Consider the following 25,877-nt stretch of genomic DNA (forward strand, 5'->3'; position numbering starts at 1 on the left):
ATGTCTTTATATAATCTTACTAATAGATTAAGATGAACGATTCCAATTGTCAAACATAAAATTTTTCTTCTGAAAACGGATGCTTATTAAAAGACCTTTAAGTGACTTGTCTTTTAATAATGCTAAATATAGAATGAAATTAAATTAGTAAATTATGAATTTCATAGTAAAAGACTTTAATATTTACTCTAGGAGGATTAGTATGAAAACGATTGCAGAGTTAGAAGATTTTATGACCACACCTAGCCAAGAATTAGTTCAAGACATCCAACAGGTGAATGGGGATATTATGATACTAGGTGTTAGCGGAAAGATGGGACCAACGTTAGCAAAAATGACGAAAAGAGCTGTTGATCAATCTGGATTACCAAAAAGGGTAATTGGTGTAGCAAGATTTACCGATAGTAGTTTAAAAGAAGAATTAGAGGAATTTGGTATTGAAACGATACAGGCTGATCTTTTGAAGGAAGAAGATCTCCAGAACTTGCCTAATGTGAAAAATATTATATATATGGCAGGAAATAAATTTGGAACAGTGGGAAATGAGCATTATACATGGGCAATGAATGCATATCTTCCAGGTCGAATTGCGGAAAAATTTAAAGATTCACGAATCGTTGCCTTTTCAACAGGGAATGTTTATCCATTTTCAACCGTTTTAAGCAATAGTTGTACTGAGGATGTACCGGCAAATCCGGTTGGAGAGTATGCTCAATCTTGTTTAGGAAGAGAACGTGTACTTACTTATTTTTCTCATAAAAATCAAACACCAATGGTTGTATTTCGATTAAATTATGCAATTGATCTACGCTATGGAGTACTTCTGGAAATTGCAAAAAATGTGAATCAAGGAAAACCAATTGATTTGACAATGGGAAATGTTAATGTGATTTGGCAGGGAGATGCTAATGAGTATGCTATTCGCTCTTTATTACATACAAATCACCCTCCGAAACTTATAAATGTTACAGGACCTGAAACATTATCAGTAAGATGGCTGGCAACTGAATTCGGAAAAAGAATGGAAAAGAAACCATTGTTTGTTAATACAGAAAGTCCTACTGCGCTGCTTAACAATGCTTCACATGCACATAAATTATTTGGGTATCCAAAAGTAACGGTTCAACAAATGATTGATTTGATTGCTGACTGGGTTATCAGTGATGGTCAGACCCTTAATAAACCAACACATTTCCAAGAAAGAGAAGGTGCATTTTAATGCTAAAAGAGGCTGTTAAGAAAAAGCTTCATGCAGGTACTGTTATACCAGCACATCCTCTAGCATTGACTATGGAAAGGCAGTTGGATGAATCTGGCCAACGTGCATTAACACGTTATTATATTGATGCTGGTGTAGGTGGGATTGCAGTTGGGGTGCATACAACCCAATTTGAAATTCGTGATCCTGAATTTAATCTATATGAAAAGGTGTTATCCCTTGCGATTGAAGAAACACAACAGGCCAATGTTCCGGATGACTTTATTAAGGTGGCAGGGATTTGCGGACCGACTGAACAGGCCCTTTTGGAAGCAAAATTTAGTAAAGAAGCTGGTTATGATTTAGGACTTTTAAGTATGGGTGGGTTAAATCATCTGTCAGAAGATGATTTAATTGAACGGGCAGAAAAAGTAGCAGAGATCATTCCACTATTTGGTTTTTACTTACAACCTGCAGTAGGAGGAAGAATTTTTTCTTATGAATTTTGGCAAAGATTCGCCTCAATCCCGAATGTTTATGCAATAAAAATTGCTCCATTTGATCGGTATTGTTCGATAGACGTTGTACGCGCCGTTTGCCATTCTCCTCGTAATGAAGAAATTGCCTTATACACTGGTAATGACGATAACATCATAAATGATTTGCTTACGACTTTTCATTTTAATATTGGAAATCAAAAGATAGAAAAGAAAATCACCGGCGGTCTTCTTGGACACTGGTCAGTTTGGACAAAACGAGTAGTTGAGATTTTTGATGTAATAAAAATGGTGCAAAATCATGAATCGATTCCAAAAGAGCTGCTAACTCTTGGTCAACAAATAACAGATGCGAATGCAGCGATTTTTGATTCTAGAAATGGATTCAAAGGAAGCATTGCTGGAATTAATGAAATTTTAGCTAGACAAGGATTGTTACAAGGTAATTGGTGTTTGCTTGATCGTGAAGTTTTAAGTCCGGGGCAGGCAGACGAACTGAATCGGGTTTATGCTAGCTATCCACACTTACATGATGATGAATTTGTGAGAGCAAATTTATCAAAGTGGTTCGCTAAATAATAGACGGAAGGCTGATTTCAAATGAAAAGAATTGTAGCACACAACAAGAAGGTTGAAATCATTGAAGATGAATTACCAAAAATAGAAGGAAAACCTTCTTATCTATTAATCAAAACGTTATATTCCGTCATTTCTCCAGGAACGGAACTTACTATTCTTTCAAATAGTGAAAATAAACAAGTTCATCTTGGTTATAGTGCGATGGGGGAAGTGATTGAATGTGGAAGTGAAATCACTGATGTGAAAAAAGGGGATTTGGTAGCATGTTATGGGGCTCCATATGTACACCATGATGAATATTTGTTAGTTCCAAAAACCTTATATGCAAAAGTTCCTGAATCCGTTGATCCAAAGGAAGCAGCTCTAGGTGGACTCGGTGCTATTGCCATCCATGCACTGCGTATCGCAAACCTTCAGTTTGGTGAAACAGCAGTTATTGTAGGTTTAGGTGTATTAGGTCAATTAATTGCCAAAATCGCTAATGCTGCTGCGTACAATGTCATCGCCTATGATCTTCATGAAAGTCGAGTTGAAATGTTGCAGGGTGAAAATATTAAATCCTTTTCGACGATTGAAGAGATGGAAGTGGCCATTCGAATAGAAACCAAATCCCGTGGTGCAGATGCTGTCCTATTATGTGCGGGTGGCAAACGGTCTCCACTAACACAAGAATGTTTGAAATGGATCCGTAATAAAGGCAAGGCAGTCATAGTTGGAGATATTGAACCAGATTTTCCAAGAGATTTAATGTTTGCTAAAGAAGCACAGCTGCTTATTTCTCGTGCAGGCGGGCCGGGCAGATATGACAAAGTTTATGAAAAAGAAGCAATTGACTATCCATATGAATATGTTCGCTGGACGGAAGGTAGAAATGTGGAAGAATATATCCGGCTAGTAAAAGAAAAACGAATCGACGTTCGCCCCTTTATTTCAGAAGTAATTGAATTTGATGAAGCACCACAAGAATTTGAAAAATTGTTTAATAAAGAATCTACAACACTTACAAAACTAATTTACTTTAAGTAAAGAAATAATATTTTCTGAAACCACTTCTATCATCGGATTGCCACAGCAAGCAATATAATCTGATTAAAAAAAAATAATATTAAAATTGGCTGGTACGATCCGGAATAAGTCGAAAGAGGGATTAATAGTATGCAAAAGATATTATTGATAGGTGCAGGAACCATGGGGAGGGAACATGCGACTTCCTATTATTCTATGGAAGATGTTCATTTAGTTGGGATCGTAGATTTAAGGAAAGAACAAGCTGAACAAATTATTGGTCATAATGATACAAAGATTTTTCAAACCTTAGATGAAGCAGTAAACAATTTGGAACATATTGATGTGATTGATGTTTGTGTTCCTACTTTTTTGCATAAAGAATATGTGCAGAAAGCAGCGGATTATGGAATTGATGTAATATGCGAAAAACCGTTAGCGTATACACTGGAAGACGCGCGAGAAATGATTGATTACTGTGAAAAGAAAGATGTGAGATTATTTGTAGGGCATGTCGTTCGGTTTTTCCCGCAATACGCAAAAGTACGCGACCTCGTTTCGAATGGAACGATTGGAGATATAGGTGTCGTTCGTACGAAACGGGGAGGGAACTTTCCTGCAGGATGGGGCGATTGGTATGCAGACCAGACGAAAAGTGGCGGAGTGATCCTTGATTTAATCATCCATGATTTTGACTTTTTACGCTGGAGCTTTGGAGAAGTTGAGAGAGTGTTTGCGAAAGGTCTTGCTGAACGAAAAATCGAACACCTTGATTATGCGTTAGTTACGTTAGTATTTAAATCTGGTGTTATTGCACATGTAGAAGGAACATGGGCTCATCAAACTTTTTCTTCACAATTTGAATTTGCAGGAAAAAGCGGCATTCTCGAATATGATAGTTTAAAAGAAGAGCCAGTTTTACTTTCTATTAGGAAATCGAATGAAGAAAAAAACGGTGTAGCTGTACCACAAAGTCCTTTGAAAAAATCACCTTATTATATTGAACTTGAACATTTCTTAAAATGTTTGAAAACGAATGGAACGCCAATTGTCACAGCGGAAGATGCATATAAAGCAATGGAAATTTCAGTCGCTGCCCTACAATCTTTAAAAACAGGTTTACCTATATCCCTAGATAGAGAAAGGGGCGATCTGATATGAAAATTGGAATCATCAGTTTTGCCCATATGCATGCACATAGTTATGCATCCGTATTGAAAGGTATGGAAGGTGTCACACTAGCAGGAATAGCCGATGATAATGAAGAAAGAGGTAAAAAGTATTCTCACTTTTTTGACACGACCTATTATAAAAACTATCAAGATTTGCTAAAAACCGATATAGATGCAGTTGTGGTTACATCAGAAAACAGTTTACATCATTTACATGTGTTGGCTGCAGCCAATGCTGGAAAACATGTACTATGTGAAAAACCATTGGCTACGAAATTAGAAGATATGGAAGAAATGATTCGAGTATGTAAAGAAAACAAAGTTTTATTAGGAACAGCTTTTCCAGTTCGATTTAACACCCCCATTCAACAGGCAAAAAAGATGATTGAACAGGGTGTGTTAGGTGAAATTTTAGCCATAAAAGGAACAAACCGTGGAACCAATCCTGGAGGCTGGTTTATTGAAAAAGAGAAATCAGGTGGTGGAGCTGTTCTTGACCATACCGTCCATGTTGTTGATATTATGAGATGGTTCACAGGTGCCGAAGTGACAGAAGTTTATGCGGAAATAGGCAGTGTTTATACGAATCATCCCATTGATGATTGTGGCATTATTACGATGGAATTTAATAATGGGATGTTTGCTACATTAGATTGCAGCTGGTCTAGGAATAGTTACTATCCTACATGGGGCGATGTAACATTAGAAATTATTGGAACAAATGGAACGGTAAAGGTGGATGCCTTTTCACAAAAAATAGATTTATATTCTGATCACGATGGTGTCAAATGGATTGGCTGGGGAGATGATATGGACGCAGGACTTATCGAGGATTTTGTTAAGAGTGTAAGAGAAGGGAAATCTCCACTGGCAACTGGCTTTTCTGGTATGAAGGCAGTTGAGGTAGCACTTGCAGCCTATCAGTCTAATGAAAAAAAGACCCCTGTAAAACTGAGCTAATAATGATAGGAATCAAGGAAATCACTTGGTTCCTTAATTGTTTTGCAAAGAGTGTTGAAAATGAAGGGGTGAATACATTGACAGTTACACAAGAAATATCTGCGGATCTTGTCATTATTGGCGGCAGTCTTGGAGGATGTGCAGCTGCACTTGCTGCACTGCAGACCGGAAAAACGGTGATTTTAACAGAAGAAACAAAATGGATTGGTGGTCAATTAACGAACCAAGGAGTACCACCCGATGAACATCCATGGATAGAGAGTTTCGGTGCTACGAGAAATTATCGAACATTCCGAAGAAAAATTAGAGACTACTATTTTAATAACTATCCAGTAAAGAATAACCAACAGAACAACCAGCAATTTAATCCTGGTAATGCACTCGTAAGTAATATTAGCCATGAGCCAAGAGTAGCATTGCGTGTTCTATATGATTTGTTGGCTCCTTATTTGAGTAGTGGCAAGCTCACATTGCTTTTGGAGTACAAAATTATCAGGGCTGAAACTGAAAAGGATCAAGTGCTAGCCCTTACAGTTTATAGACCATTGACAGGACATTCGCTCTTATTAACCGGAAAGTATTTTTTGGATGCAACAGAAACAGGAGATGTATTGCCTCTTGCGAATGTTGAGTATGTAATTGGAGCCGAATCAAAGGCAGAAACCGGTGAAGACCATGCGGTAAGTGGGGATGCAGAAACTTTTAATATGCAGGCTTTTACTTATTGTTTTGCTATGGATTATCTCGAAACGGAAGACCATACAATCGAAAAACCTGCCCAATATGAGTTTTGGAAAGACTATCAGGCGCACTTTTGGCCAGCAAAGCAATTAAGCTGGTGGGGGGTTGTACCACATACATTAGAACCGATTGAGTATTCATTTTTTTACGAGCCAAACCGTTTTTCATTATGGAATTACCGGAGAATTATTAATCAAACAAATTTTGTACCGGGAACTTTTCAAAGTGATATTACAATTGTCAATTGGCCACAAAATGATTATTGGTTAGGACCTATTATTGATGTTAATGATGAAGAAAGAGAAAAGCATTTATTTAATGCAAAACAATTAAGCTTATCTTTATTATATTGGATGCAAACCGAAGCTCTCCGACCAGATGGAGGCTTCGGTTATCCTGGTTTACGGTTAAGAAAAGATGTTTTAGGCACAGAAGATGGTTTGGCGATGTACCCATATATACGTGAATCAAGAAGAATTAAAGCAGAATTTACAGTGAAGGAACAGCATATTAGTGGTGAAATCGATGGGAAGAATAGTGCCACATTTTTTGAAGATAGTGTAGGGATTGGCTGTTACCGTTTAGACCTCCATCCAAGCACAGGAATGAATAGTTACATTGATATTTCTGCCTATCCATTCCAAATTCCACTTGGCAGTTTAATTCCAATACGAGTTCGGAATTTATTGCCTGCGAGTAAAAATATCGGCACCACACATCTTACCAATGGCTGTTACCGGCTTCATCCCGTTGAATGGAATATCGGTGAAGCGGCGGGACATTTAGCTTCTTATTGTATTGATCAAAATATAGTTCCACATGAAGTGAGAAATAAAGAACCATTTTTAAAGGACTTTCAGTCACGATTAGTAACGGCAGGAATCGAACTAGAATGGCCAAAAATTCATAAAGTATAACCCTATTTTAGAATGGAGTGGATAGCTTTGATCGCTCTGGTTGATAAAAGTAAGCAAATGAAAGAGTTTGTGAACTTTACAAACTATTTTTCCAGTATCGAAGAGTTAAAAGAAAAAAATCTACTACAGTATGAGTATATTATGATCAATGGTAACGACAATGGGACACCAATGAAATTGCCTTATGAAATGATAGAAAAGTTATGGGAATTTGTGGAGCATGGCGGAACTTTATATGGGGAACTTATTAATTGTGAGGAATTTCCAACATCAAGACTTTTTGGGTTCAAACAAGATTTTGCTGTGACCAATCGCCGTCTTGAGAAATTAGTCATTTCCAACGATAGCCACTATTGTAAAAAAGGACAGCTGCTCGAATGGCAAGGTCCCTTTCTAACTGGATTTACATTTGATACAGCGAGATTATTGGATATTGGTCATTTTAAAGAAACCCATAGGACGGAAGAGGAAGGGGAATATCCTGGAATCGTAGTAAAAAATCATGGTAAAGGGAAAGCTATTTTTTCAACATTTTCCTTTTTAAGTAATAAACAAATCTGGACGTTACGACCTAACTCGTTATGGAATGATGTCGTGAAATGGCTGCAAAATGATTATCATTTGCCAATTAAGATGATAGATCCGATCATTCAAATTTCAAAGGATACCGACATTGAAAAAACCATTGAAAAAGGTGTGAACTGGTTTTTAAATTCTGGTATTTTGCCGAAGAATGATGGAAGTCTAGGAGTTTATGAAAATGTTCATTCGATTAGAAGTGATTTTAGTAAGGATTTACGGCCTGATTGTCATGCACATACTGCTTTAATGTTTTACTTGTATGGAGAATATACGAAGGATAGTAAATGGATAAACATGTCTGCAAGTTTACTAACCTATTTGTTTGATGCAGGCTACCAGGATGATGATTCAAATTCGGTAACATTTGGTTTTTGGAAGTGGTTCCAAAGTCCAAGGAGTAAGCCTGATCAAATATTTTCAGATGATAATAGCTGGGTGGCGCTTGTTCTATTATATCTTTATCGAAAAACAGGGAATGATGAATATAAAAAAAGGGGTCTCCTAACGGCGTACGCTCTATTAAACACGCAAAATGTAAATGGACTACGTCCGGAATGTATCCGAGAACAAGAATTAATAGATAACGGAATAGCATATTTCCAAAATTCAACGGAAGCCAGCATGAATCCCCATTTTGAAGCAGTTGTCCATGCTGCATTCATACAAGCCTATTATGTTTCAAATGATAAAAAATTTCTACAGGCTGCCTATAAGGGTACTTTAACATTGTTGAACAATAAAGAGAAAATGAAGTTTATGTATAGCAAAACTGCCGGATATAGCAGATTCCTATTATCATTAGCCCAACTCTATGCAGTAACAAAAGATGAAGTAATCCGCAAAGGTTTAGATGAAATTATTGATTATTTATCTGGACATCAACATGAATTAGGTGGAATTGAGGAAGCCGATAATCCAGATCCAGACCGGTATGGTACGGAAGATACGGGTGTTTTTCGATTGAATAATGAAGGCATTGCTGATCAGTTATATACAAATAATTTCTTAAGTGTAAATGCCTGGGAAGCAGTGAAAGCAACTGGAGATTTAGATTTCAAAAATTTCCATGAAAATATCGTTCAATTTATCTCTTCTATTCAAATCTCTTCACCAAGGCACGAATTTGATGGTGGCTGGATGCGTTCCTTTCACCTAAATCGTGGTGAGTATTTTGGTAATAATGGCGATACCGGCTGGGGTGCTTATGTAATTGAAGGCGGTTGGACGAATGCTATTATATTGTCTGGTTTATTATTAAAGGAATTGAATCAGTCACTACTAGAGTTTGATGCAAAGGAAAAGTAAGGAGTGGGCTATGTGCCGGCGATTATCTGTACAATTTTAAATGATGAAACCCCTATTAAGTTTGCGAAAGAAGAGTTACACAAATATGCCGAAGAAGTTCAACAACCCATCAATTATTCATTTGTATTAGGATTGGATAAAGATTTTATTCAAAATGGGCTTATCGATCAACCTTTATTTCAAGATGGCGGCTCAATTGATGCTTTTGAACTGCTTCAAAAAGAAAGCGAAATTTATATTATTGGAACAAATCCACGTTCGGTCCTTTTTGGTGTTTATCATGTTTGTAAAAAATTGTTTGGGTATAAGTGGGTTAGTTTTTTTTCGAATGAAAAAATAAAATATCATGACCAGAAAATACTTGTTCCTACTATTAACAGTGGAAAAATGAAACGAAGAGGGTTGGTTGTTGAGAATTATGATGATCCTGATTTTCTTTTGCAGTTAATTGACTGGGCGGCTAAACAATATATAAATGAACTATTCTTTACTTTCATGTTATGGGATAAAGTAAAACATATTGTGGCAAAAGAGATTATAAAACGTGGATTGTCCATCACTTTGGGCGGACATAGCATGCACTATTTATTAAAGGAAATGTCAGTTTCGGAGAAAAAACAGATAGATTTTGCAGATGATAGTTGGAAAGGCTTGATCATCAATAAAATAAGCGATTATTGCGATGAAACAACTTCTATTGAAAGATTATCATTATGGCCAGCAGATATTGGGATAGAAGATGATCAACCATTTTTAGGTCATTATATTGAGTTTAATGAACAAATCCAAAAGCTGCTACCTAAAATACAAGTGGAACATATTGCCTACAATGCAGGCCTTTCGTGGAAAATGTTAGAGTTGACAGACAATGTAGAAAGCTTGAAATCGGTGAATACTTTATTTGCTTATTGGGGTAGAAATTATGAGCAATCTTTCGCAAACGAAGAAAGGGCAATTAAAGCATTACAAAAATGGCGTGATGCCGCTAATGTGAGGCAAAAGGAGTTAACTGTTTTTGAATACTATAGTGATCATTTTATGCTTGGTGATTTATTCCCACCATTATTTAAACGAATTCATGAAGATATCGAGTTGTTTTATGAGCTAGGGATAGAACATATTGTCAATCTTATTGTTCCATATCTTCCTAAACAAAATGCTGCTGAATTGGATTTGTTGTATCCGTGGAAATCGATTCAGTTAATGAATGGTTATTATTTTGCACGATTAAGTTGGGGAGATGCTTTTGAAGAAATAGAAAACGATTTTTATTCGATTTTTGAAGAACATCAATCTGAAGTAAAACAAGCACTTGGGAAAATTGAAAATTTAATCTCGGAAGTATCTAAATGGAATGTGCCATTATTTCCGAATCGGATAATCGATCCAGAAAAAGTGGAAAACCATATTGACTTACATTTGATTATCAACGAAATAATAAAGTGGAAAAACGATATCGAACAAATAAAAGGAAATGCTGTAAAAGATATTGTCGATCCATATAGCATGGTTTGCTTTTATATTCATTATTTATATGAAAAATTAGATGATTACTTATCTAAGTGGAATGAAAAAAAGAAATAGGATACTAGAACAACGGAGGAAAGGCATGAACCAACGAATTGTTTTTATTGGTGATAGTATTACATGGTGGGGAATCAGTGAAGGTGATGACATCGGTACTGGCTATGTTCGTTTACTTCATGATTATTTAAAGGTTACCTATCCAGAGTGGGATTTTGAAATTTTTAATAAAGGTATTAGTGGGAATCGTGTGACAGACTTGGCGGAGCGGTGGGAGCGTGATGTCATTTCCATAAATCCGGATATTGTTTCTATCTCAATCGGTATCAATGATGTAGCGCGGCAATTTGATTCTCCAGAGATCGATCAAGTGTTTCCAGAGCAATTTGAAGAAATTTTAGAATCTCTCTTAACAAGCGTCAATAAAAATACCAATGCTTCTATTGTACTAATGGAGCCTACGATTATTGGAGAAGATGTTCAGTCCGAAGGGAATAAGAAGCTCATCCAATACGTTGAAGTTATTCATAGATTAGCAGATAAATATAATGTAACCATAGTTCCAACACATAAAGCATTTATTGAATTTTTAAAGTCTAATAATGACAATACTCTTACAATAGATGGTGTCCATATGAATTCTATGGGGAACATGCTGATGGCAAAAACATGGATACAAGCAACAAAGTTATTATTTGGTTAGAAAATCTAGAGAAATTAAGAGGCTTATTGAAAAACTTTATGGGGATTTAACAGCTAAAAAACATAATTTAGCAAGCTTAAGGAGAACTATGTCATAAATAAACGAAACTAAAATGTTGTTGACAAAGTATTTAACTACTATTAATATTAAAAAATATTTGAAAATAATTATCGCAATAAAAAATTTAATAATTAGCAGCTATGATTGCTATGGATCACACTATAGCAGGAGCAGCTTCTGGAGAGACCGCTGGAATTAAGCGGCGCCGAAGGGTTCACAATCTCAGGCAAAAGGACAGAAGAGTACTGAATATTTATTTGTTATGCTGATAATCGTTAGCATGATAAATATTATTTGTTATTCTTAGACCTAAGAGATTGGAGAACATCCAATCTCTTTTTTTTATTGGGTAAAGTTATTGCTCATCGTTTCACATTAGAGAAAGATTTTAGGGAGGAATTTGGTTTGGCACAGCAAGAATTAAAGAGGGATTTAGCAAATCGGCATGTTCAACTTATCGCAATTGGAGGCACCATTGGCACTGGATTATTCTTAGGGTCAGGTAAAGCGATTCAACTGGCAGGGCCATCCATCATCTTTGCTTATTTAATCGTGGGTATCGCCGTTTTTTGTGTTATGAGGGCGCTAGGAGAACTCCTTTTGTCTAAAGCAGGTTATCAATCTTTTACAGACATTGCTGAAGACTATCTTGGACCTCGGGCAGCGTTTGTAACCGGGTGGACATATTGGTTTTGTTGGATTATGACTGCTATGGCAGATGTTATTGCTGTGGGTGTATATGTACAATATTGGTTCGATATCCCACAATGGATACCTGCCATCATCTGCTTAATCATTTTATTAGGACTCAATCTATTAACTGTAAAGCTTTTTGGAGAATTGGAGTTTTGGTTTGCATTAATAAAAGTAATAACTATTCTCGTATTAATTGGCATTGGGGTTATTTTACTAGTGATGGGATTCAAGACAGATGCTGGAACGGTTACGATTCAAAATCTTTGGGAACAAGGAGGACTGTTTCCAAACGGAATTTCAGGTTTCTTACTTTCATTCCAAATGGTTGTATTTGCATATGTCGGTGTGGAATTAGTGGGTGTATCGGCAGCGGAAACATCCAATCCTGAAAAAAATATCCCATCGGCTATTAATAAAATACCTTTAAGGATTCTATTTTTCTATGTTGGGGCACTTATCGTCCTGTTATGTATTAACCCATGGACGGAGCTAAATGCAGCAGAAAGTCCTTTTGTAAAAACGTTTGGTTTAGTCGGGATTCCGATTGCCGCAGGAATTATTAATTTTGTCGTATTAACTTCAGCCGCTTCTGCTTGTAACAGCGGGATGTTTTCAACAAGCCGGATCCTTTTTAATTTAAGCAAAAATAACCAAGCGCCATCCAATTTTGCAAAACTGAATAAAAATTATGTACCAGGTAACGCGTTATGGATATCTACGCTTGTCGTATCAGCAGGCGCGCTTTTGAGCAAACTTATTCCGGAACAAGCTTTTGGAATCGTGACAACCATTAGTGCGATTTGTTTTATTTGGGTATGGGGTGTCATTCTCATTTGCCATTTAAGGTACAAGAAAACACAGCCGCAATTACAGGCAAAATCAACATTTAAAGCACCATTCACACCATTTATTAATTATGTTGTCCTAACGTTGTTTGCTACGATTCTCATCATTATGCTGGTTGCTGAAGAAACACGTCCTGCCTTATTGTTGACACCTCTATGGTTTATTCTATTATTTATTCTGTATTCAAATAGAAGAAAAAAGGAAAAAAACATCAAAATATCAGCATAGGGGCAAGCAATAAAGGCGCGATTTTCACATTGAAAGGGCGTTCTTGTTAGTAAATAAATGATTATAATTATTATTATTTTAAAATACTAGACCACTAGGATAACTCGATACCTCATTTAGATAAGTCACGGTGAACCTTATCATAAGTAAATAAGGTTTTCCCTTTTGGGACATTGAGTAAAATAAATGTAAGGCCCAACTAGTAAATTTTTGCTAGTTGGGCCTTTTGCTGCGCAAAACTTCCGATTATTTGCTAAAGAACACTCCCCTTGCTTTATTTACAAACAATTTACTCACAATTAACACTTTTAACTTGGTACCAAGTTATTCTAAAAGCAAAGATAAAGGAGGGACCTACATGAAAATTGAGTTACATTGTCATACGAATATTTCAGATTGTCCATTGTCGATTGATGAAGTCTTGGAGTTAGCTCTTGCACAAGGGGTTACACACTTAGCGATTACGAATCATGACACCACGAAAGGTCTTGCGGAAGCAGTTGAAAAAGGAAAGAGATACGGAATTGAAGTCATTCCAGGCATTGAAGTTTCAGGGTTTGATTTTGAAAAAGGTCGGCGTGTTCACATTCTCGGTTATTTTATTGAACCTGGTCATCAGGGGATTGAATCTTTTTGTGAACCACTCGTTAAAAATAGACACTTGGCTTCGGAGGAAATGGTCGAGAGATTAATCGCTGCAGGGTATAAGATCTCATGGGAGCGTTGTAAGGAAATCGCTCATGGAGGAACAGGAGTTTACAAGCAACATATCATGCATGCTCTGATTGAAGCAGGATATACCGATTCGATTTATGGCCCACTTTATAAAAAATTATTTAACCGCGGACAAAATGGTGAGAAGCCGGGGATTGCTTTTATTCCAATGGAATATATCGATGCCAAAACTGCTGTTCAGGTAATTCTTCTTGCTGGGGGAGTGCCCGTGCTTGCTCATCCGGGGCAGTATGGCAACTTTGAAATGGTGCCGGAATTAGTGGAAGCTGGATTGCAGGGAATCGAGGTTTGGCATCCGTTGCACCATGAGAAACATGAAGAACAAGCCAAACAGCTGGCAAGAAAATATGACCTAATCATGACAGGTGGATCCGATTTTCACGGTGAGTATGGAGAACAACCTGTGCTAATTGGGAGTAAAAGCCCAGGAATGGAGACTTTTGAAGCATTACTAGCGAGAAGAGAGCGGATCCGAAAAAACGAATTAATTTAAATAAGGAGCTGAACCATTCATATGCCATTTATCTATCAGCCCAAAAAGGAAAAAAAGCTATCCATCACTCCAAGCTTCGCTGATTCAAGTCATATTATCAATAGTTATGCGGGGGAATGGACTTCTATTGGCGAAAATAATCATATCATCGAGTCCACCTTTGGTGATTATACCTACACGATGGATGATGTAACGGTTAACTATGCGGAAATAGGTAAGTTTTGTTCGATTGCGTCCCACGTATGTATTAATCCTGTTCAGCATCCAATGGACCGAGTAAGCCAGCACCATATGACTTATCGAAAGGTGGCATACGACTTTGCCAATGAGGATGATGAAGCCCTATTTAATTGGCGGAGGACTCAAACCGTGAAAATTGGTCATGATGTATGGATTGGCCATGGTGCCATTATTATGAAAGGCGTAGAGATTGGTACTGGAGCAGTCGTTGGATCTGGGGCTGTTGTGACGAAAAACGTCGAGCCTTATACAATCGTTGTTGGTGTTCCTGGCAAGCCCATTAAAAGAAGGTTTTCAAAAGAAGTAGCTGATCGATTACTTGAAATTGCCTGGTGGGATTGGCCAAGAAAAAAACTTGAGGCCCATTTTGATGAATTAAACGATTTAGACGCCTTCCTAAAAAAGCATGGATAAGTGTTGTGGCAAGTCCTAATCCTGTATTAGGGCTTTTTCTTAAGGTGAAAATAGAATCATGATTCCATCTGTTATGAATAATTTACATAGGCTTAACCTTTATTTTATATTCTGGCGATATACTAGACATAGATTTCGTGTCGAAAGGGGCAAAGCCTGGATGTCTGAAAAAACTTTATTAGTAGATCGGTTGATTTCGGAAATACGGGAAGGAAAATATAAACCGAATGACAAATTACCATCTGAAAATGAACTAGCCGATCTGTATAAAGTACCAAGAATGGTGATTCGAAAGGTATATGAGCGCTTACAGGAACTTGGTTATATTTTTTCGAAGCAAGGAAAAGGCAGCTATGTTCAAAATCAAAAACTGCAAATTCCGCTTATTTTAACCGGAGATGTGAGTTTTACTGAAAAAATGAAGGAATTAAAGTATGATTCTAGGACGATGAATCTATCTTGTGAAATCATTCCATATGATTCTTCCATTTATCATTCGCTAAAAGTAAAGCGTGAAGACTCCGTGTATAAGATTAGCCGATTGCGAATCGTTGAAGACTGTCCCATTGCTATTCATACATCGTACTTATCTAAATCCCTTTTTGAAAATATTGAGAAGGATGGGAAGGAAATTCACTCGATTTTTCACTATTATCGACAACAAGGCTACACAGATTTTCAAGCGACACGCAGCCAATTAAGTGTCGTTTTTCCAAGTAAAGTAGAACGAGATATATTGAAATGCCCCAGCCTTGTACCCCTTTTACTCTTAGAATCAGGATGTGTAGATAAGATAACCGGGACAATGCTTGAATATTCGAAGATTATGTATCGCAGCGATTGTTTTACTTATGTGATTTAAAAAATAGATGTTTTAAAAAAATCGGCCATCATGAAGCCGATTTTTTTATTTTCAGAAACAAATTATTCATACGTTATTTACAAAACCAATACAAACTTAACCATTCTTTTACGTTCGCTCACTTGGCAACAAGATAGAGTAAAACATGTAGAACAAAGACATTAGGAGGCCTTAGATGAAAAGAAGACGAAGAACAGAGATTTTAATCAATGGCTCTCAAAAACGAGTAGAGAACATGGCCCATTGTATAAAAGATAAATACCAGGTGAAGGTCGTTCAAGAGCCAGAAAGTGGCTTAGTGATGTTGAAAGTCCGAGAGACTTCCCAAAAAAGCCTATTTTATCCTGGTGAAGTGTTGGTAATCGAATGTAAGGTTCAAATCGAAGGAAGAATTGGAATTGGCATCGTGACGGGAGATCAGCCAGAGCTTTCGTATAACCTTGCTGTGATTGACGCAGCGTATGAAGCGAATCTGCCTGAAACGATTGGGTGGATGGAGCTGCTTGAAAACGAGGAGAAAGTCATTCAGGAGCAGAGAGCTGCTGCCAACCAATCTATATTAAAAACAAAAGTAAACTTTGAAACGATGGATGTTTAATGAGGAGGAAAAGATTTTGACACTAGATATCGTTCACGATCTTCAATCTGTTTATCGAAAATTGGTGGATTCTACTTCAAGACCAGGGCTCATTTCCGATTTGAGGAAGGAGGCAGCTTTAGTAGAAGAGGAGGATCAAAAAGGCTGTAGTGCATCTCTTTTATTGTTGGCCCTAACCTTATTTGATCAGGAAGTTTCTTTTAAGGTTTTTTCCAAACAAGCAGATAGCGTTTCGAAAACAATTAATCAATTAACCTATGCAAAGCCGACAGAAGCAAAGAAGGCTGATTTTCTATTAATCCTTCAAGATGCTGAGAAAGGATCGCTTGAAGAGGCCATTATCAATGCAAAGGCAGGGACGTTAAAAAATCCACATACATCCGCCTTCATTTTCGTTGAAGTAGAATCTGTGACAAACGGGGAAGCCCTATTGTTAAAGGGGCCAGGAATTCACTCAACGGAGCTTGTTCATTTGGATATAAATGAAAACTGGGTGGAAAGCCGCCAGGAAAAAAACAAGGAATATCCGTTAGGGATTGATATGATTTTTATCGATCAACATCATCAGCTTTTATCATTGCCTAGAACCACACAAATTTCCAGGAATCGGGTGATGGGTTAATGGGTTATATAGCCGTAAAAGGTGGAACGCATGCAATTGAAGAGTCAATCAAGCGTTTGAAATATGAAAGAATTCATCATGGACAAACAATCGAAGTAGAAAGAATTAAAGCCGGTATGCGCGGATTAGTTGATCAGGTGATGTCAGAAAGCAGTTTATACAATGAGACGCTGGCTGCCCTAGCGATCAAACAAGCCGAAGGAAATCCGGAAGAAGCAGTCTTTCTGTTAAGAGCTTATCGTTCGACGGTCCCTCGAAAGCATTATTCAAAAGTGATTGAAACCGAACAAATGAATGTAGAGCGTAGGATCTCGGCAAGCTTTAAAGATATCCCAGGTGGCCAAATCCTTGGGGCAACAACCGATTATACCCATCGGCTGCTTGACTTTACATTAATGGATGAAACGGACGTAGCCGTCCAGGAATGGCTTCATTATTATCAAAAGGAAAGCTTTCAAGGTGATGAAGAGCAGCTAACTTTACCAAAGGTGCTCGATTATTTACGTAAAGAAGGCCTAATCCCCCCTTGCGAAAACAACAATATGGAACCAGATGATGTGACGAGAGAAAGTCTAGATTTTCCTTCGAGCAGAAGTCAAAGACTGCAAATTTTAACAAGAGGGGAAACAGGGGCTGTTACTTCCCTTGCATATGCGGTTATTAGGGGATATGGAGCATTGCATCCGACTGTTGGCGAGCTTCGCGTTGGCACTTTGCCCGTTACGATTGATCATCCAACAGATGCTGGTGACGAGGATGATGCCTATTATATTGGAGAAGTAAAAGTCACAGAAGTCGAAATGCTCATGCCGGTTACCGTTGAAAAAGAATACGGAAAAAAAGAAATGGAGTTTGAAATCGGCTACGGCCTTGTGTTTGGCCAAAATGAAACAAAGGCGATTTCAATGGGAATTCTAGATAATTGTCTGGAACATCCAACTCCTGACTTTCCTAGCCATAATGAAGAATTTGTTCTTTATCATATTGATTCAGTGGAATCGACGGGCTTTATCTCGCATTTAAAAATGCCTCATTACGTTACCTTCCAATCCAAGCTTGATAGTGTACGGAAAACGAAAAAGGAAGGGACGAAAAATGAGGAAGGACAAGAGGTGAAAAGCGGATGAATACAGCCTATAACTTTGCTTTTTTTGACGAAGGTTCAAAAAGAGAAATTAGAAGAGCGACTCTAAAGGCAATTGCGATTCCTGGTTATCAGGTTCCATTTGCCTCAAGAGAAATGCCAATAGGCAGAGGATGGGGAACTGGCGGTTTGCAGTTAACTCTATCTTTAATTGGCAAAAATGATGTTCTAAAAGTGATTGATCAAGGATCGGATGAATCCGTTAATGCCGTCAATATTAAAAAGCTCGTTTCTGATACGACTGGGGTGGCAACAACTGATCATACTACGGAAGCAACCCTTATTCAATCGAGACATAGAATTCCCGAGGTTCCGCTAAAGAAAAATCAGATTCTCATCCTGCAGGTGCCGCTTCCTGAACCGCTCAGATATTATGAGCCGAGCGAGAGTGAAACGAAAAAACTTCACGCGGAGAAAGAATATAGTGGTGCTTGGTTAATGCTGTTTGAACAGATTATGAAATATGGAAGTATGACAACAGGGGCGGATCACCCAGTGTTGGTTCATGATCGTTATGTGATGGCACCGAGTCCGATTCCACGATTTGATAATCCAAAAATGCATGAAAGTGAAGCACTCATTCTGTTAGGGGCGGGTCGTGAAAAGAAAGTGTACGCAGTCCCGCCGTATACAAAGGTCGTATCGCTCGATTTTGAAGATTATCCGTTTGAGCCAGAGTCCTTTCTTGACAAGCATTGCCGGTTATGTGGTTCAACGGGGGTATTTTTAGATGAGCTTGTAGATGAAGGAACGAATGAAACGTTCTATCAATGTAATGATACAAGCTATTGTATTGAAACATTAAATGAAGTCGAACCATTTGGAGTGAAATAAATGGCTGAATTTGAAGTTCCGGTTTTATCGATTAAAAACTTAAATAAGCAGTTTGGTTCAGGATGTCCGCGTTGTCAAGACGGAGAATCTCCTTCTTTCGTTAAAAATTATTGTCCGATTTGTGGAACGGTCTATGCATGTAGAGATGTATCCTTTGATGTTTTTCCAGGAGAGGTTCTTGGCATCGTTGGAGAGAGTGGCAGTGGAAAATCAACATTGATGCAATGCCTTTACTTCGACCAGGAAGTAACAGCTGGAGAGGCCTATCTAGCAGACTACCATAATGGTGAGAAAAATCTCTTTCAAGAGTCTTCTCAGCAACAACGCTATATTCGCAACAACATCATGGGGAAAGTCTATCAAAATCCTTTATTGGGTTTAAAAATGAACTTTTCATCGATTGGTAATATTGCCGAGAAGCTCATTGCAGCTGGCAACCAACATGTTGGCATGATGGAGAACAGAGGGACGGAACTTCTAAATAAAGTAAACATCCCTGTGCATCGCCGAAAAGAGGCGCCGAAAAACTTTTCAGGGGGAATGCAGCAGCGGGTTCAAATTGCCAAAGCTCTTTCCAATCGTCCCCCACTTCTTCTACTAGATGAAGTGACGACTGGACTGGATCTTTCTGTACAAGCGAGTGTTCTCGACTTAATTAAAAGTCTGCAGCGTGAATTAAATATTAGTATTGTTCTCGTTTCGCATGATTTAGGTGTCATCCGTATGCTGGCAGACCGAACACTCGTGATGTTGGAGGGAAGGGTCATTGAGCAAGGATTAACGGATCAAATCCTCGAGGACCCGCAGCACCCATATACACAACAGCTTGTTCATTCATTGCTGTGAGATTTCCATTCTGAAAATTTTAGGAGGAAGTACTTTGTTTGTCATTACAAATGGAAGATTAATCACCGAAGAAGCAGTTGTGCATGGCTATGATCTGTTAATTGAAGAGGATAGAATTACGAAAATTGCTCCTAAAGGTGAGATTAAATTTGAGGAACAGATGGAGGTAATTGATGCAGCAGGAGGATACATTTCTCCAGGTTTTATTGATATCCATTCGGACTACATCGAGCATATGGCTGCACCTAGACCGACCTCATTGATGAATTTTGATTTAGCTTTAAGAGAAACAGAGAAACAGCTTATCTCACACGGTATTACTACGATGTTCCATTCTCTTTCCTTGTTCAAAGGGACTGATTATGAGTATAAGCCGATTCGTGAGCCTGAAAATGTTCGGAGATTTATTGATTTAATTGACCGGACCCACAGTATGAAGCACCTTGTTCGCCATCGATTCCATGCAAGATTTGAGATTGATAATGTTGAAGAAATAGAAAATCTCAAAAGCTATATAAAAGAGAACAAAGTCCATTTAGTTTCTTTTATGGATCATACTCCTGGGCAGGGGCAGTATCGTCACCTAGAAATTTACCGAAATACAGTTAAAAGCTATAACAATATTAGTGATTCATCGATTGATGTTCTCATTCATAAACACCAAACGAAGGAGAAGCTATCGATTGAAGACATAAAGGAAATCACTCAGCTTGCTCATGACCATCATATTGCCGTTGCATCCCATGATGACGATAGTCTTGAAAAGCTCGAACTCATTTCTAGTTTTGGGACGACCATTAGTGAATTTCCAATCACTTTAGAGGTAGCGCGCCGAGCGAAGGAGCTTGGCATGTATACAATTGCCGGTGCTCCAAATGTCCTCCTTGGAGGTTCTCATAGTGGAAATTTAGGGGCAGCCGAAGCGATTCAATACCAATCGATTGATATCTTGTGCAGTGATTACTATCCGGCAGCTATGCTTCATTCAATCTTTGAGTTGGTTGAAAAGTATGGCATGGATTTAGTTGACATGATGAAGCTTGTCACGCTTAACCCAGCAAAAGCAGTGAAAATGGATGGAGAAATTGGGTCTATTCGCGAAGGAAAAAAAGCAGATTTGCTTATCATTGAAAAAATTAGTGATTTTCCAGTGATTACGGGAGTATTTGTGGACGGAAAGCTGATTCAAAAGACCAATTATCGAATCTAAGCAGACTGCGATGTGTTCAGATTAAAGGAGAATTTCAGAAAGCAGGTGAATAGGTGGAAACTCTTCTAGAGATTAAGGACTTATCCAAATCGTTTGACCTTCATAATTTAGGCAAACATATCCGAGCTGTAAGCAATGTGGATATACAGATAAAAGAAGGAGAATTTGTCGGGATTACAGGGAAAAGCGGAAGCGGCAAGTCGACGATTTTAAAATGTATTTATGGAACATATCGGATCCAGCAAGGGAGTATTTGGTACCATTCAAAAAAATTTGGGCCAATTAATTTAGCAGAGGCAACCGAACGAGAACTGCTTTATTTAAGGAAGCATGAAATCGGCTATGTGTCCCAGTTTTTAAATGTCATGCCAAGAACGACGGCCAGACAACTTGTGAAACAAGCCATCCTTGAAATGGGGGACGATCATGACTTGGCGGAAAAAGAAACAGAGAAGATTCTCGCGCATTTTGAATTGGATGAAGAATTATGGGACAGCTACCCAACCACTTTTTCCGGGGGTGAAAAGCTGAGGCTTAATATCGCCCGAGCGATGGTGAAAAAACCGAGACTGTTGTTATTAGATGAACCGACAGCAAGTTTAGATCATGATTCTAAATTGAAAGTGAAACTTCTCATTGAACAGCTCATGAAGGAAGGCACAACGATGCTTGGAATCTTTCATGACCTTGAGTTTATGAATCATTTATGTAATCAAGAGTACAACATGCAAAATGGAATTTTCTCTCATTCTACTAGTTTTACTAACTCTTAACAAATCTTTATATAAGCTTAATAGTAGCTTGACAATTAGTTGATATAGTATGGAAGTGGCCAAATTTTCTAAAAAAAGTGAGGAGTTTGAAGATGAAAAAGACGTTATTATTTTTTCTTTCTATCGTTATGTTAGTCGTATTTGCAGGTTGTTCAGCTTCTACGGGAGGAGCAGCTGAGGAAAAAGATACTCTTACCATCGCTTGGCTACCAAATGAATCTGGGGCAGATCTTACAGAAGCTCGTGATGAAATTGGAAAAATAATCGAAGAGAAAACAGGTAAAAAGGTCGAGCATCAAACAACGACAGACTATATTGTTGCCATTGAAGCAGTCGCCAATGGAAACGCAGATATGGCTTTCTTAGGAGCACAAGGTTACATTGAAGCGCATAACAAAAATGATAAAGTTCTTCCGTTGGTAGTTCCTTCTGGTGCATCTGGTACTTTGGATGATGCGGTTTATTATAGCTGGTTAGCCGTAAATAAAGACAATATTGATGAATATCAGAATGGCGATAAGTTTGAAATCGACAACATTCAAGGCAAGAAATTCTCCTTTGTATCGAATAGTTCAACATCAGGATTTAAAGTTCCATCAACAGGAATCGTTGATTACTTCAGTAAAATGGGAGAGTTCAAAGACTTAACAGCAGAAGATTTGCTTGAAGGCGGCGAAGATAAATTCTTTAGCGAAGTTTTATACGGAGGTTCTCACCAGGGTTCTGCAGTCAATCTATTATCAGGTAAAGCGGACATAGCGGCTTTCTGTGATACATGTGTGAATAATTATGTAGAACTTACTGATGGGGAAGAGAACCGACCTGGTGCCGTTTATCAAGTGAAAAAGGATGCAGCAGAGCCATTTAACACTGTAGTTGGAAAAGAATTTTCACTTGTTTCTGTTACTCCTGTCTTGAATGCACCATTTGTTTTCAATGCAGAGACAGTGAATGAAGAGCTTAAAGCACAACTACTTGAAATCATGACATCAGATGAAATTACGAACAACGAAAAAATCTTCGTTCCAGAGGATTCTGAGTTTTCAGGATTATTTAAGAAAACTGCAGACGAGCGTTTAGTAGAAGCAGAGGATGCTTGGTTTAACCCAATTCGTGAGCTTTCGAAATAATTAACCAACTAGCAAGGAGAGTTAACCTATGACAGCCTTATTAGAAGTAAATCATGTGTCCAAACAATTTGGTAGTGATACGAAGGCGTTATCGGATGTTAACTTCTCCGTTAATGAAGGAGAGTTTGTTTCCATCATCGGTCCATCAGGAGCGGGGAAATCTACTCTCCTTCGTTGTATTAATCGGATGATTGACGCAACGAGCGGAGAAATTATTTTTGATAACATGAACGTGATGAATCTGAAGAAAAAGGACTTAAAAAAGGTCCGCACGAAAATAGGAATGATTTTTCAACACTATAATCTAGTCAATCGCTTAAGTGTGATCGAAAATACGCTTCATGGCAATTTAGGAAAAAAATCAACATTGGCTGGGGTTCTCGGTCTTTATAGCCAAGAAGAAAAGGAGCAGGCTGTAAACATTCTACACGTTCTTGGTTTAGACGAACATATTTATAAGCGAGCGGATCAATTGAGTGGCGGTCAAAAGCAGCGAGTTGGAATCGCTCGTGCTCTTATTCAAGATCCTCGGATGCTTTTGTGCGACGAGCCGATTGCTTCTCTTGATCCTAATTCAGCCAAGATCATTATGGATCACTTGAGAAACATTTCAACTAAATTAGGCATTACCGTTCTAGTAAATCTACATCAAGTGGATGTGGCATTGAAGTACTCGGATAAAATCATCGGGGTTAACCATGGTCAAGTCGTGTATAATGGTTCGCCTAAAGACATAACAAAAGAAGATATTCAGCTTATTTACGGATCCGAAGCTGAAGATCTTATTTTTGATGTAGGAGGCATCCATGCAAGCTGATTACTTTGAAAAAAAGAAACGGAGTACGCGCTTGTTCCTCGCCATCTTAGGAGTTGTCACGGTAATATCTATTATCATCACCGAGTACAATGTCGTCAAAGGCTTTTCATCCCTTCCAAAAGCAGTTGAATGGGGCTTGGCAAACTTTTATCCAACACAAGAATCCTTAACGAAGCTGCCTGCTATTCTGGATAAGTTAATTGAAACGCTACTAGTTTCGATTGCAGCCACCACTACAGGTGCTGTCATGGCATTATTATTTGCGATTCTAGGATCGAATACGACGAGGGTCAATGCCTTTTTTGGAAGTATTAGTAGAGGAATTGCGACCATTTTTCGAAATATCGATGTGGCAGCCTGGGCAATGATTCTACTATTTTCATTTGGTCAAAGTTCATTAACAGGTTATTTTGCCTTGTTTTTTGGTTCGTTTGGCTTTTTAACAAGAGCTTTTGTTGAAACGATTGATGAGGTCAGTGGGAGCTCCGTTGAAGCGTTGCAAGCGACTGGTGCTGGTTACTTTTCGATTATCTTTCAGTCGGTGATTCCATCAAGCCTTCCACAAATGATCAGCTGGATCTTATTCATGATTGAAACAAATATAAGAAGTGCTACACTGATTGGGTTGCTTACTGGCTCAGGAATTGGGTTTACTTTTAACTTGTATTATAAAAGTCTAAATTATGATGTCGCTTCTTTGGTTGTCGTCGTCATTATAGTAGCTATATTATTCATTGAATCTGTATCTAATTATGTCAGAAGGGCGGTTCTGTAATGGAAGCAAATGAACAATTAACCTCAGCCAAACAATTACTGGACCCGCAACTGCAAAAAAAAATAAGAATTAAAACCTTGACTAAATCGTCTGTGGTCATAAGAAGCACACTTATCATCCTAGCACTTCTATCGATTTACGCATTTATTAGTTTCGACTACAAACAGCTTGATGTTGGAGAAGCGGTTTTATCCACTTTTGCGAATCTAAAAGCAATGTTTCTAGAGCCGCATCTTAAGCATTTTACCTTTACACATGCGCTTTATCAAGTTTTTGTCACGTTGGGTCTAGCTTTTTTAACAACTTTGTTTGGAGCAATAATCGCTGTATTTTTGGGATTACTGGCTGCTGAAAATCTGACTAATAAACGAGTTTCTTCCATGATTAAGGGATCTGTTGCTTTTATAAGAGCAGTTCCGACTGTTTTGTGGGTGTTAATCTTTGCGGTGGCGGCAGGCCTCGGGAGTGTAGCGGCTGTCATTGGGATGACGTTCCATTCGGTAAGCTATTTAGTGAAGGCTTATTCTGAGTCCTTTGAAGAATTAGACAATGGAGTCATCGAAGCCCTTCAAGCGAGTGGTGCAAACTGGTGGCAGATTATCTTTCAAGCTGTTATTCCATCTTCTCTCACCTATATGATTTCTTGGACGTTTCTTCGATTTGAAATTAACTTCGCTGTTGCCATCGCAATGGGAGCAGCAGCAGGTGCTGGTGGAATCGGATTTGACATGTTTATGGCCAGCAATTTCTACTTAGACATTAGGGAAATCGGGGCAATCACCTATTTTGTCTTAGCCATTGCCATCCTTCTTGAAATGGTAGCTATCCGATTTAAAAAGAAGCTCAAGGTCAACGGGTAAGGGCTAAGGATTAAGAGGCTTTATAGAATGTAAAACAAAAAGGTTGACTAGAAGATTATTGCCTATCTTTAGTTTGATTTAAATTTTACTAGGAATAGAATATCTTGTTAACTTAGTTCTGAAAAACCTCATTTTAATCTGTTACTGTGAACCGTACCATAAGTAAATGAGGTTTTTTATTTACTGAAAAATAAAAGGCCAAAAATGAACAAGTTATAAATAAAAAACTTGCATATTTTTGGCTTGTATTGATTCTTGCTTAAGAAAGATAATGCTTTTCGTTTACGTTTGTTTTCTTCAGATACTGGGTATTTTCGACATTTTATGTATAAAATAATTACATATAAATAAAGATGGTGACTAATATGAAAACGGTGTGGCTTTTTCTAATTTTTGCAATATTATCAATTAAATCACCATTCTATATGTCCATGTAACTTTTTTCTATAGAATGAGGACAGTTTCTTCTTTATTTGAAAGGAAGTTTTATCCTAAAAACCATTTATTTGAT

24 protein-coding genes and 1 riboswitch are annotated in these 25,877 nt (G+C 37.9%); all 24 genes read left to right on the top strand.

Annotated features, from left to right (window positions below):
• Positions 1-202: 202 nt before the first annotated feature.
• The 24 genes from TR08_RS25405 to TR08_RS25520 all read left to right on the top strand — a co-directional run bounded on the left by TR08_RS25405 (position 203) and on the right by TR08_RS25520 (position 25,366).
• Positions 203-1,219 (top strand): NAD-dependent epimerase/dehydratase family protein, encoded by a 1,017-nt coding sequence (locus TR08_RS25405; protein WP_045523003.1) that lies wholly within the window; start codon positions 203-205, stop codon positions 1,217-1,219.
• Complete coding sequence (locus TR08_RS25410) at positions 1,219-2,274, top strand: dihydrodipicolinate synthase family protein (RefSeq protein ID WP_045523004.1); 1,056 nt, start codon at positions 1,219-1,221, stop codon at positions 2,272-2,274. The genes TR08_RS25405 and TR08_RS25410 overlap by 1 nt, the downstream gene beginning before the upstream one ends.
• Positions 2,275-2,295: 21 nt before the next feature.
• On the top strand, positions 2,296-3,300 hold the full coding sequence (locus TR08_RS25415) for a zinc-dependent alcohol dehydrogenase (protein ID WP_045523005.1): 1,005 nt from the start codon (positions 2,296-2,298) through the stop codon (positions 3,298-3,300).
• Positions 3,301-3,429: 129 nt separating this feature from the next.
• Positions 3,430-4,440: a Gfo/Idh/MocA family protein gene (locus tag TR08_RS25420; RefSeq protein WP_045523007.1), complete on the top strand. Its 1,011-nt coding sequence runs from the start codon at positions 3,430-3,432 to the stop codon at positions 4,438-4,440.
• A complete protein-coding gene (locus tag TR08_RS25425) occupies positions 4,437-5,411 on the top strand; it encodes a Gfo/Idh/MocA family protein (RefSeq protein ID WP_045523009.1) in 975 nt (324 codons plus the stop codon). Before TR08_RS25420 ends, TR08_RS25425 begins: the two co-directional genes overlap by 4 nt.
• A gap of 77 nt (positions 5,412-5,488) precedes the next feature.
• A complete protein-coding gene (locus tag TR08_RS25430; RefSeq protein WP_045523011.1) occupies positions 5,489-7,069 on the top strand; it encodes an FAD-dependent oxidoreductase in 1,581 nt (526 codons plus the stop codon).
• Between the two features lie 27 nt (positions 7,070-7,096).
• Positions 7,097-8,956, top strand: a complete 1,860-nt coding sequence (locus TR08_RS25435; RefSeq protein WP_045523013.1) for a hypothetical protein — start codon at positions 7,097-7,099, stop codon at positions 8,954-8,956.
• 12 nt (positions 8,957-8,968) lie between these two features.
• Positions 8,969-10,540 carry a hypothetical protein gene (locus tag TR08_RS25440; protein ID WP_045523015.1) on the top strand — a complete coding sequence of 524 codons (1,572 nt, stop codon included), beginning with the start codon at positions 8,969-8,971 and terminating at the stop codon, positions 10,538-10,540.
• Between the two features lie 25 nt (positions 10,541-10,565).
• On the top strand, positions 10,566-11,183 hold the full coding sequence (locus TR08_RS25445) for an SGNH/GDSL hydrolase family protein (protein ID WP_045523016.1): 618 nt from the start codon (positions 10,566-10,568) through the stop codon (positions 11,181-11,183).
• A 227-nt stretch (positions 11,184-11,410) separates the two neighbouring features.
• A riboswitch (glycine riboswitch) is annotated at positions 11,411-11,491 on the top strand.
• A gap of 157 nt (positions 11,492-11,648) precedes the next feature.
• A complete protein-coding gene (locus TR08_RS25450; RefSeq protein ID WP_045523019.1) occupies positions 11,649-13,013 on the top strand; it encodes an amino acid permease in 1,365 nt (454 codons plus the stop codon).
• Positions 13,014-13,371: 358 nt separating this feature from the next.
• Entirely contained in the window at positions 13,372-14,241 is an 870-nt protein-coding gene (locus TR08_RS25455) for a PHP domain-containing protein (RefSeq protein ID WP_045523021.1), read from the top strand.
• A gap of 21 nt (positions 14,242-14,262) precedes the next feature.
• The gene (locus TR08_RS25460; protein ID WP_045523023.1) at positions 14,263-14,895 is read left to right on the top strand and encodes a DapH/DapD/GlmU-related protein; all 633 of its coding nucleotides are present in this window, start codon (positions 14,263-14,265) and stop codon (positions 14,893-14,895) included.
• A 160-nt stretch (positions 14,896-15,055) separates the two neighbouring features.
• Positions 15,056-15,757: a GntR family transcriptional regulator gene (locus TR08_RS25465; RefSeq protein WP_045523025.1), complete on the top strand. Its 702-nt coding sequence runs from the start codon at positions 15,056-15,058 to the stop codon at positions 15,755-15,757.
• A gap of 175 nt (positions 15,758-15,932) precedes the next feature.
• Positions 15,933-16,355: a phosphonate C-P lyase system protein PhnG gene (phnG, locus tag TR08_RS25470; RefSeq protein ID WP_045523027.1), complete on the top strand. Its 423-nt coding sequence runs from the start codon at positions 15,933-15,935 to the stop codon at positions 16,353-16,355.
• 16 nt (positions 16,356-16,371) lie between these two features.
• Positions 16,372-16,977, top strand: a complete 606-nt coding sequence (gene phnH, locus TR08_RS25475; protein WP_045523028.1) for a phosphonate C-P lyase system protein PhnH — start codon at positions 16,372-16,374, stop codon at positions 16,975-16,977.
• Positions 16,977-18,104, top strand: a complete 1,128-nt coding sequence (locus tag TR08_RS25480; protein ID WP_045523030.1) for a carbon-phosphorus lyase complex subunit PhnI — start codon at positions 16,977-16,979, stop codon at positions 18,102-18,104. The genes phnH and TR08_RS25480 overlap by 1 nt, the downstream gene beginning before the upstream one ends.
• Positions 18,101-18,955, top strand: a complete 855-nt coding sequence (locus TR08_RS25485) for an alpha-D-ribose 1-methylphosphonate 5-phosphate C-P-lyase PhnJ (protein ID WP_045523031.1) — start codon at positions 18,101-18,103, stop codon at positions 18,953-18,955. The genes TR08_RS25480 and TR08_RS25485 overlap by 4 nt, the downstream gene beginning before the upstream one ends.
• Positions 18,956-19,801 carry an ATP-binding cassette domain-containing protein gene (locus TR08_RS25490; RefSeq protein WP_045523032.1) on the top strand — a complete coding sequence of 282 codons (846 nt, stop codon included), beginning with the start codon at positions 18,956-18,958 and terminating at the stop codon, positions 19,799-19,801.
• Between the two features lie 34 nt (positions 19,802-19,835).
• On the top strand, positions 19,836-21,011 hold the full coding sequence (phnM, locus tag TR08_RS25495; RefSeq protein WP_045523034.1) for a phosphonate metabolism protein PhnM: 1,176 nt from the start codon (positions 19,836-19,838) through the stop codon (positions 21,009-21,011).
• Between the two features lie 53 nt (positions 21,012-21,064).
• Positions 21,065-21,784 carry a phosphonate C-P lyase system protein PhnL gene (locus TR08_RS25500; protein WP_045523036.1) on the top strand — a complete coding sequence of 240 codons (720 nt, stop codon included), beginning with the start codon at positions 21,065-21,067 and terminating at the stop codon, positions 21,782-21,784.
• A 92-nt stretch (positions 21,785-21,876) separates the two neighbouring features.
• On the top strand, positions 21,877-22,914 hold the full coding sequence (gene phnD, locus TR08_RS25505; RefSeq protein ID WP_045523038.1) for a phosphate/phosphite/phosphonate ABC transporter substrate-binding protein: 1,038 nt from the start codon (positions 21,877-21,879) through the stop codon (positions 22,912-22,914).
• A 28-nt stretch (positions 22,915-22,942) separates the two neighbouring features.
• A complete protein-coding gene (gene phnC / locus TR08_RS25510; protein WP_045523041.1) occupies positions 22,943-23,731 on the top strand; it encodes a phosphonate ABC transporter ATP-binding protein in 789 nt (262 codons plus the stop codon).
• Positions 23,721-24,506, top strand: a complete 786-nt coding sequence (locus TR08_RS25515; RefSeq protein ID WP_045523043.1) for a PhnE/PtxC family ABC transporter permease — start codon at positions 23,721-23,723, stop codon at positions 24,504-24,506. The genes phnC and TR08_RS25515 overlap by 11 nt, the downstream gene beginning before the upstream one ends.
• Positions 24,506-25,366, top strand: coding sequence for a PhnE/PtxC family ABC transporter permease (locus tag TR08_RS25520; protein ID WP_045523044.1), 861 nt, complete (start codon positions 24,506-24,508; stop codon positions 25,364-25,366). The genes TR08_RS25515 and TR08_RS25520 overlap by 1 nt, the downstream gene beginning before the upstream one ends.
• The last annotated feature ends 511 nt before the right edge of the window (positions 25,367-25,877 follow it).

This window comes from Neobacillus niacini (assembly GCF_000759675.1).
Taxonomy (GTDB): domain Bacteria; phylum Bacillota; class Bacilli; order Bacillales; family Cytobacillaceae; genus Neobacillus; species Neobacillus niacini_A.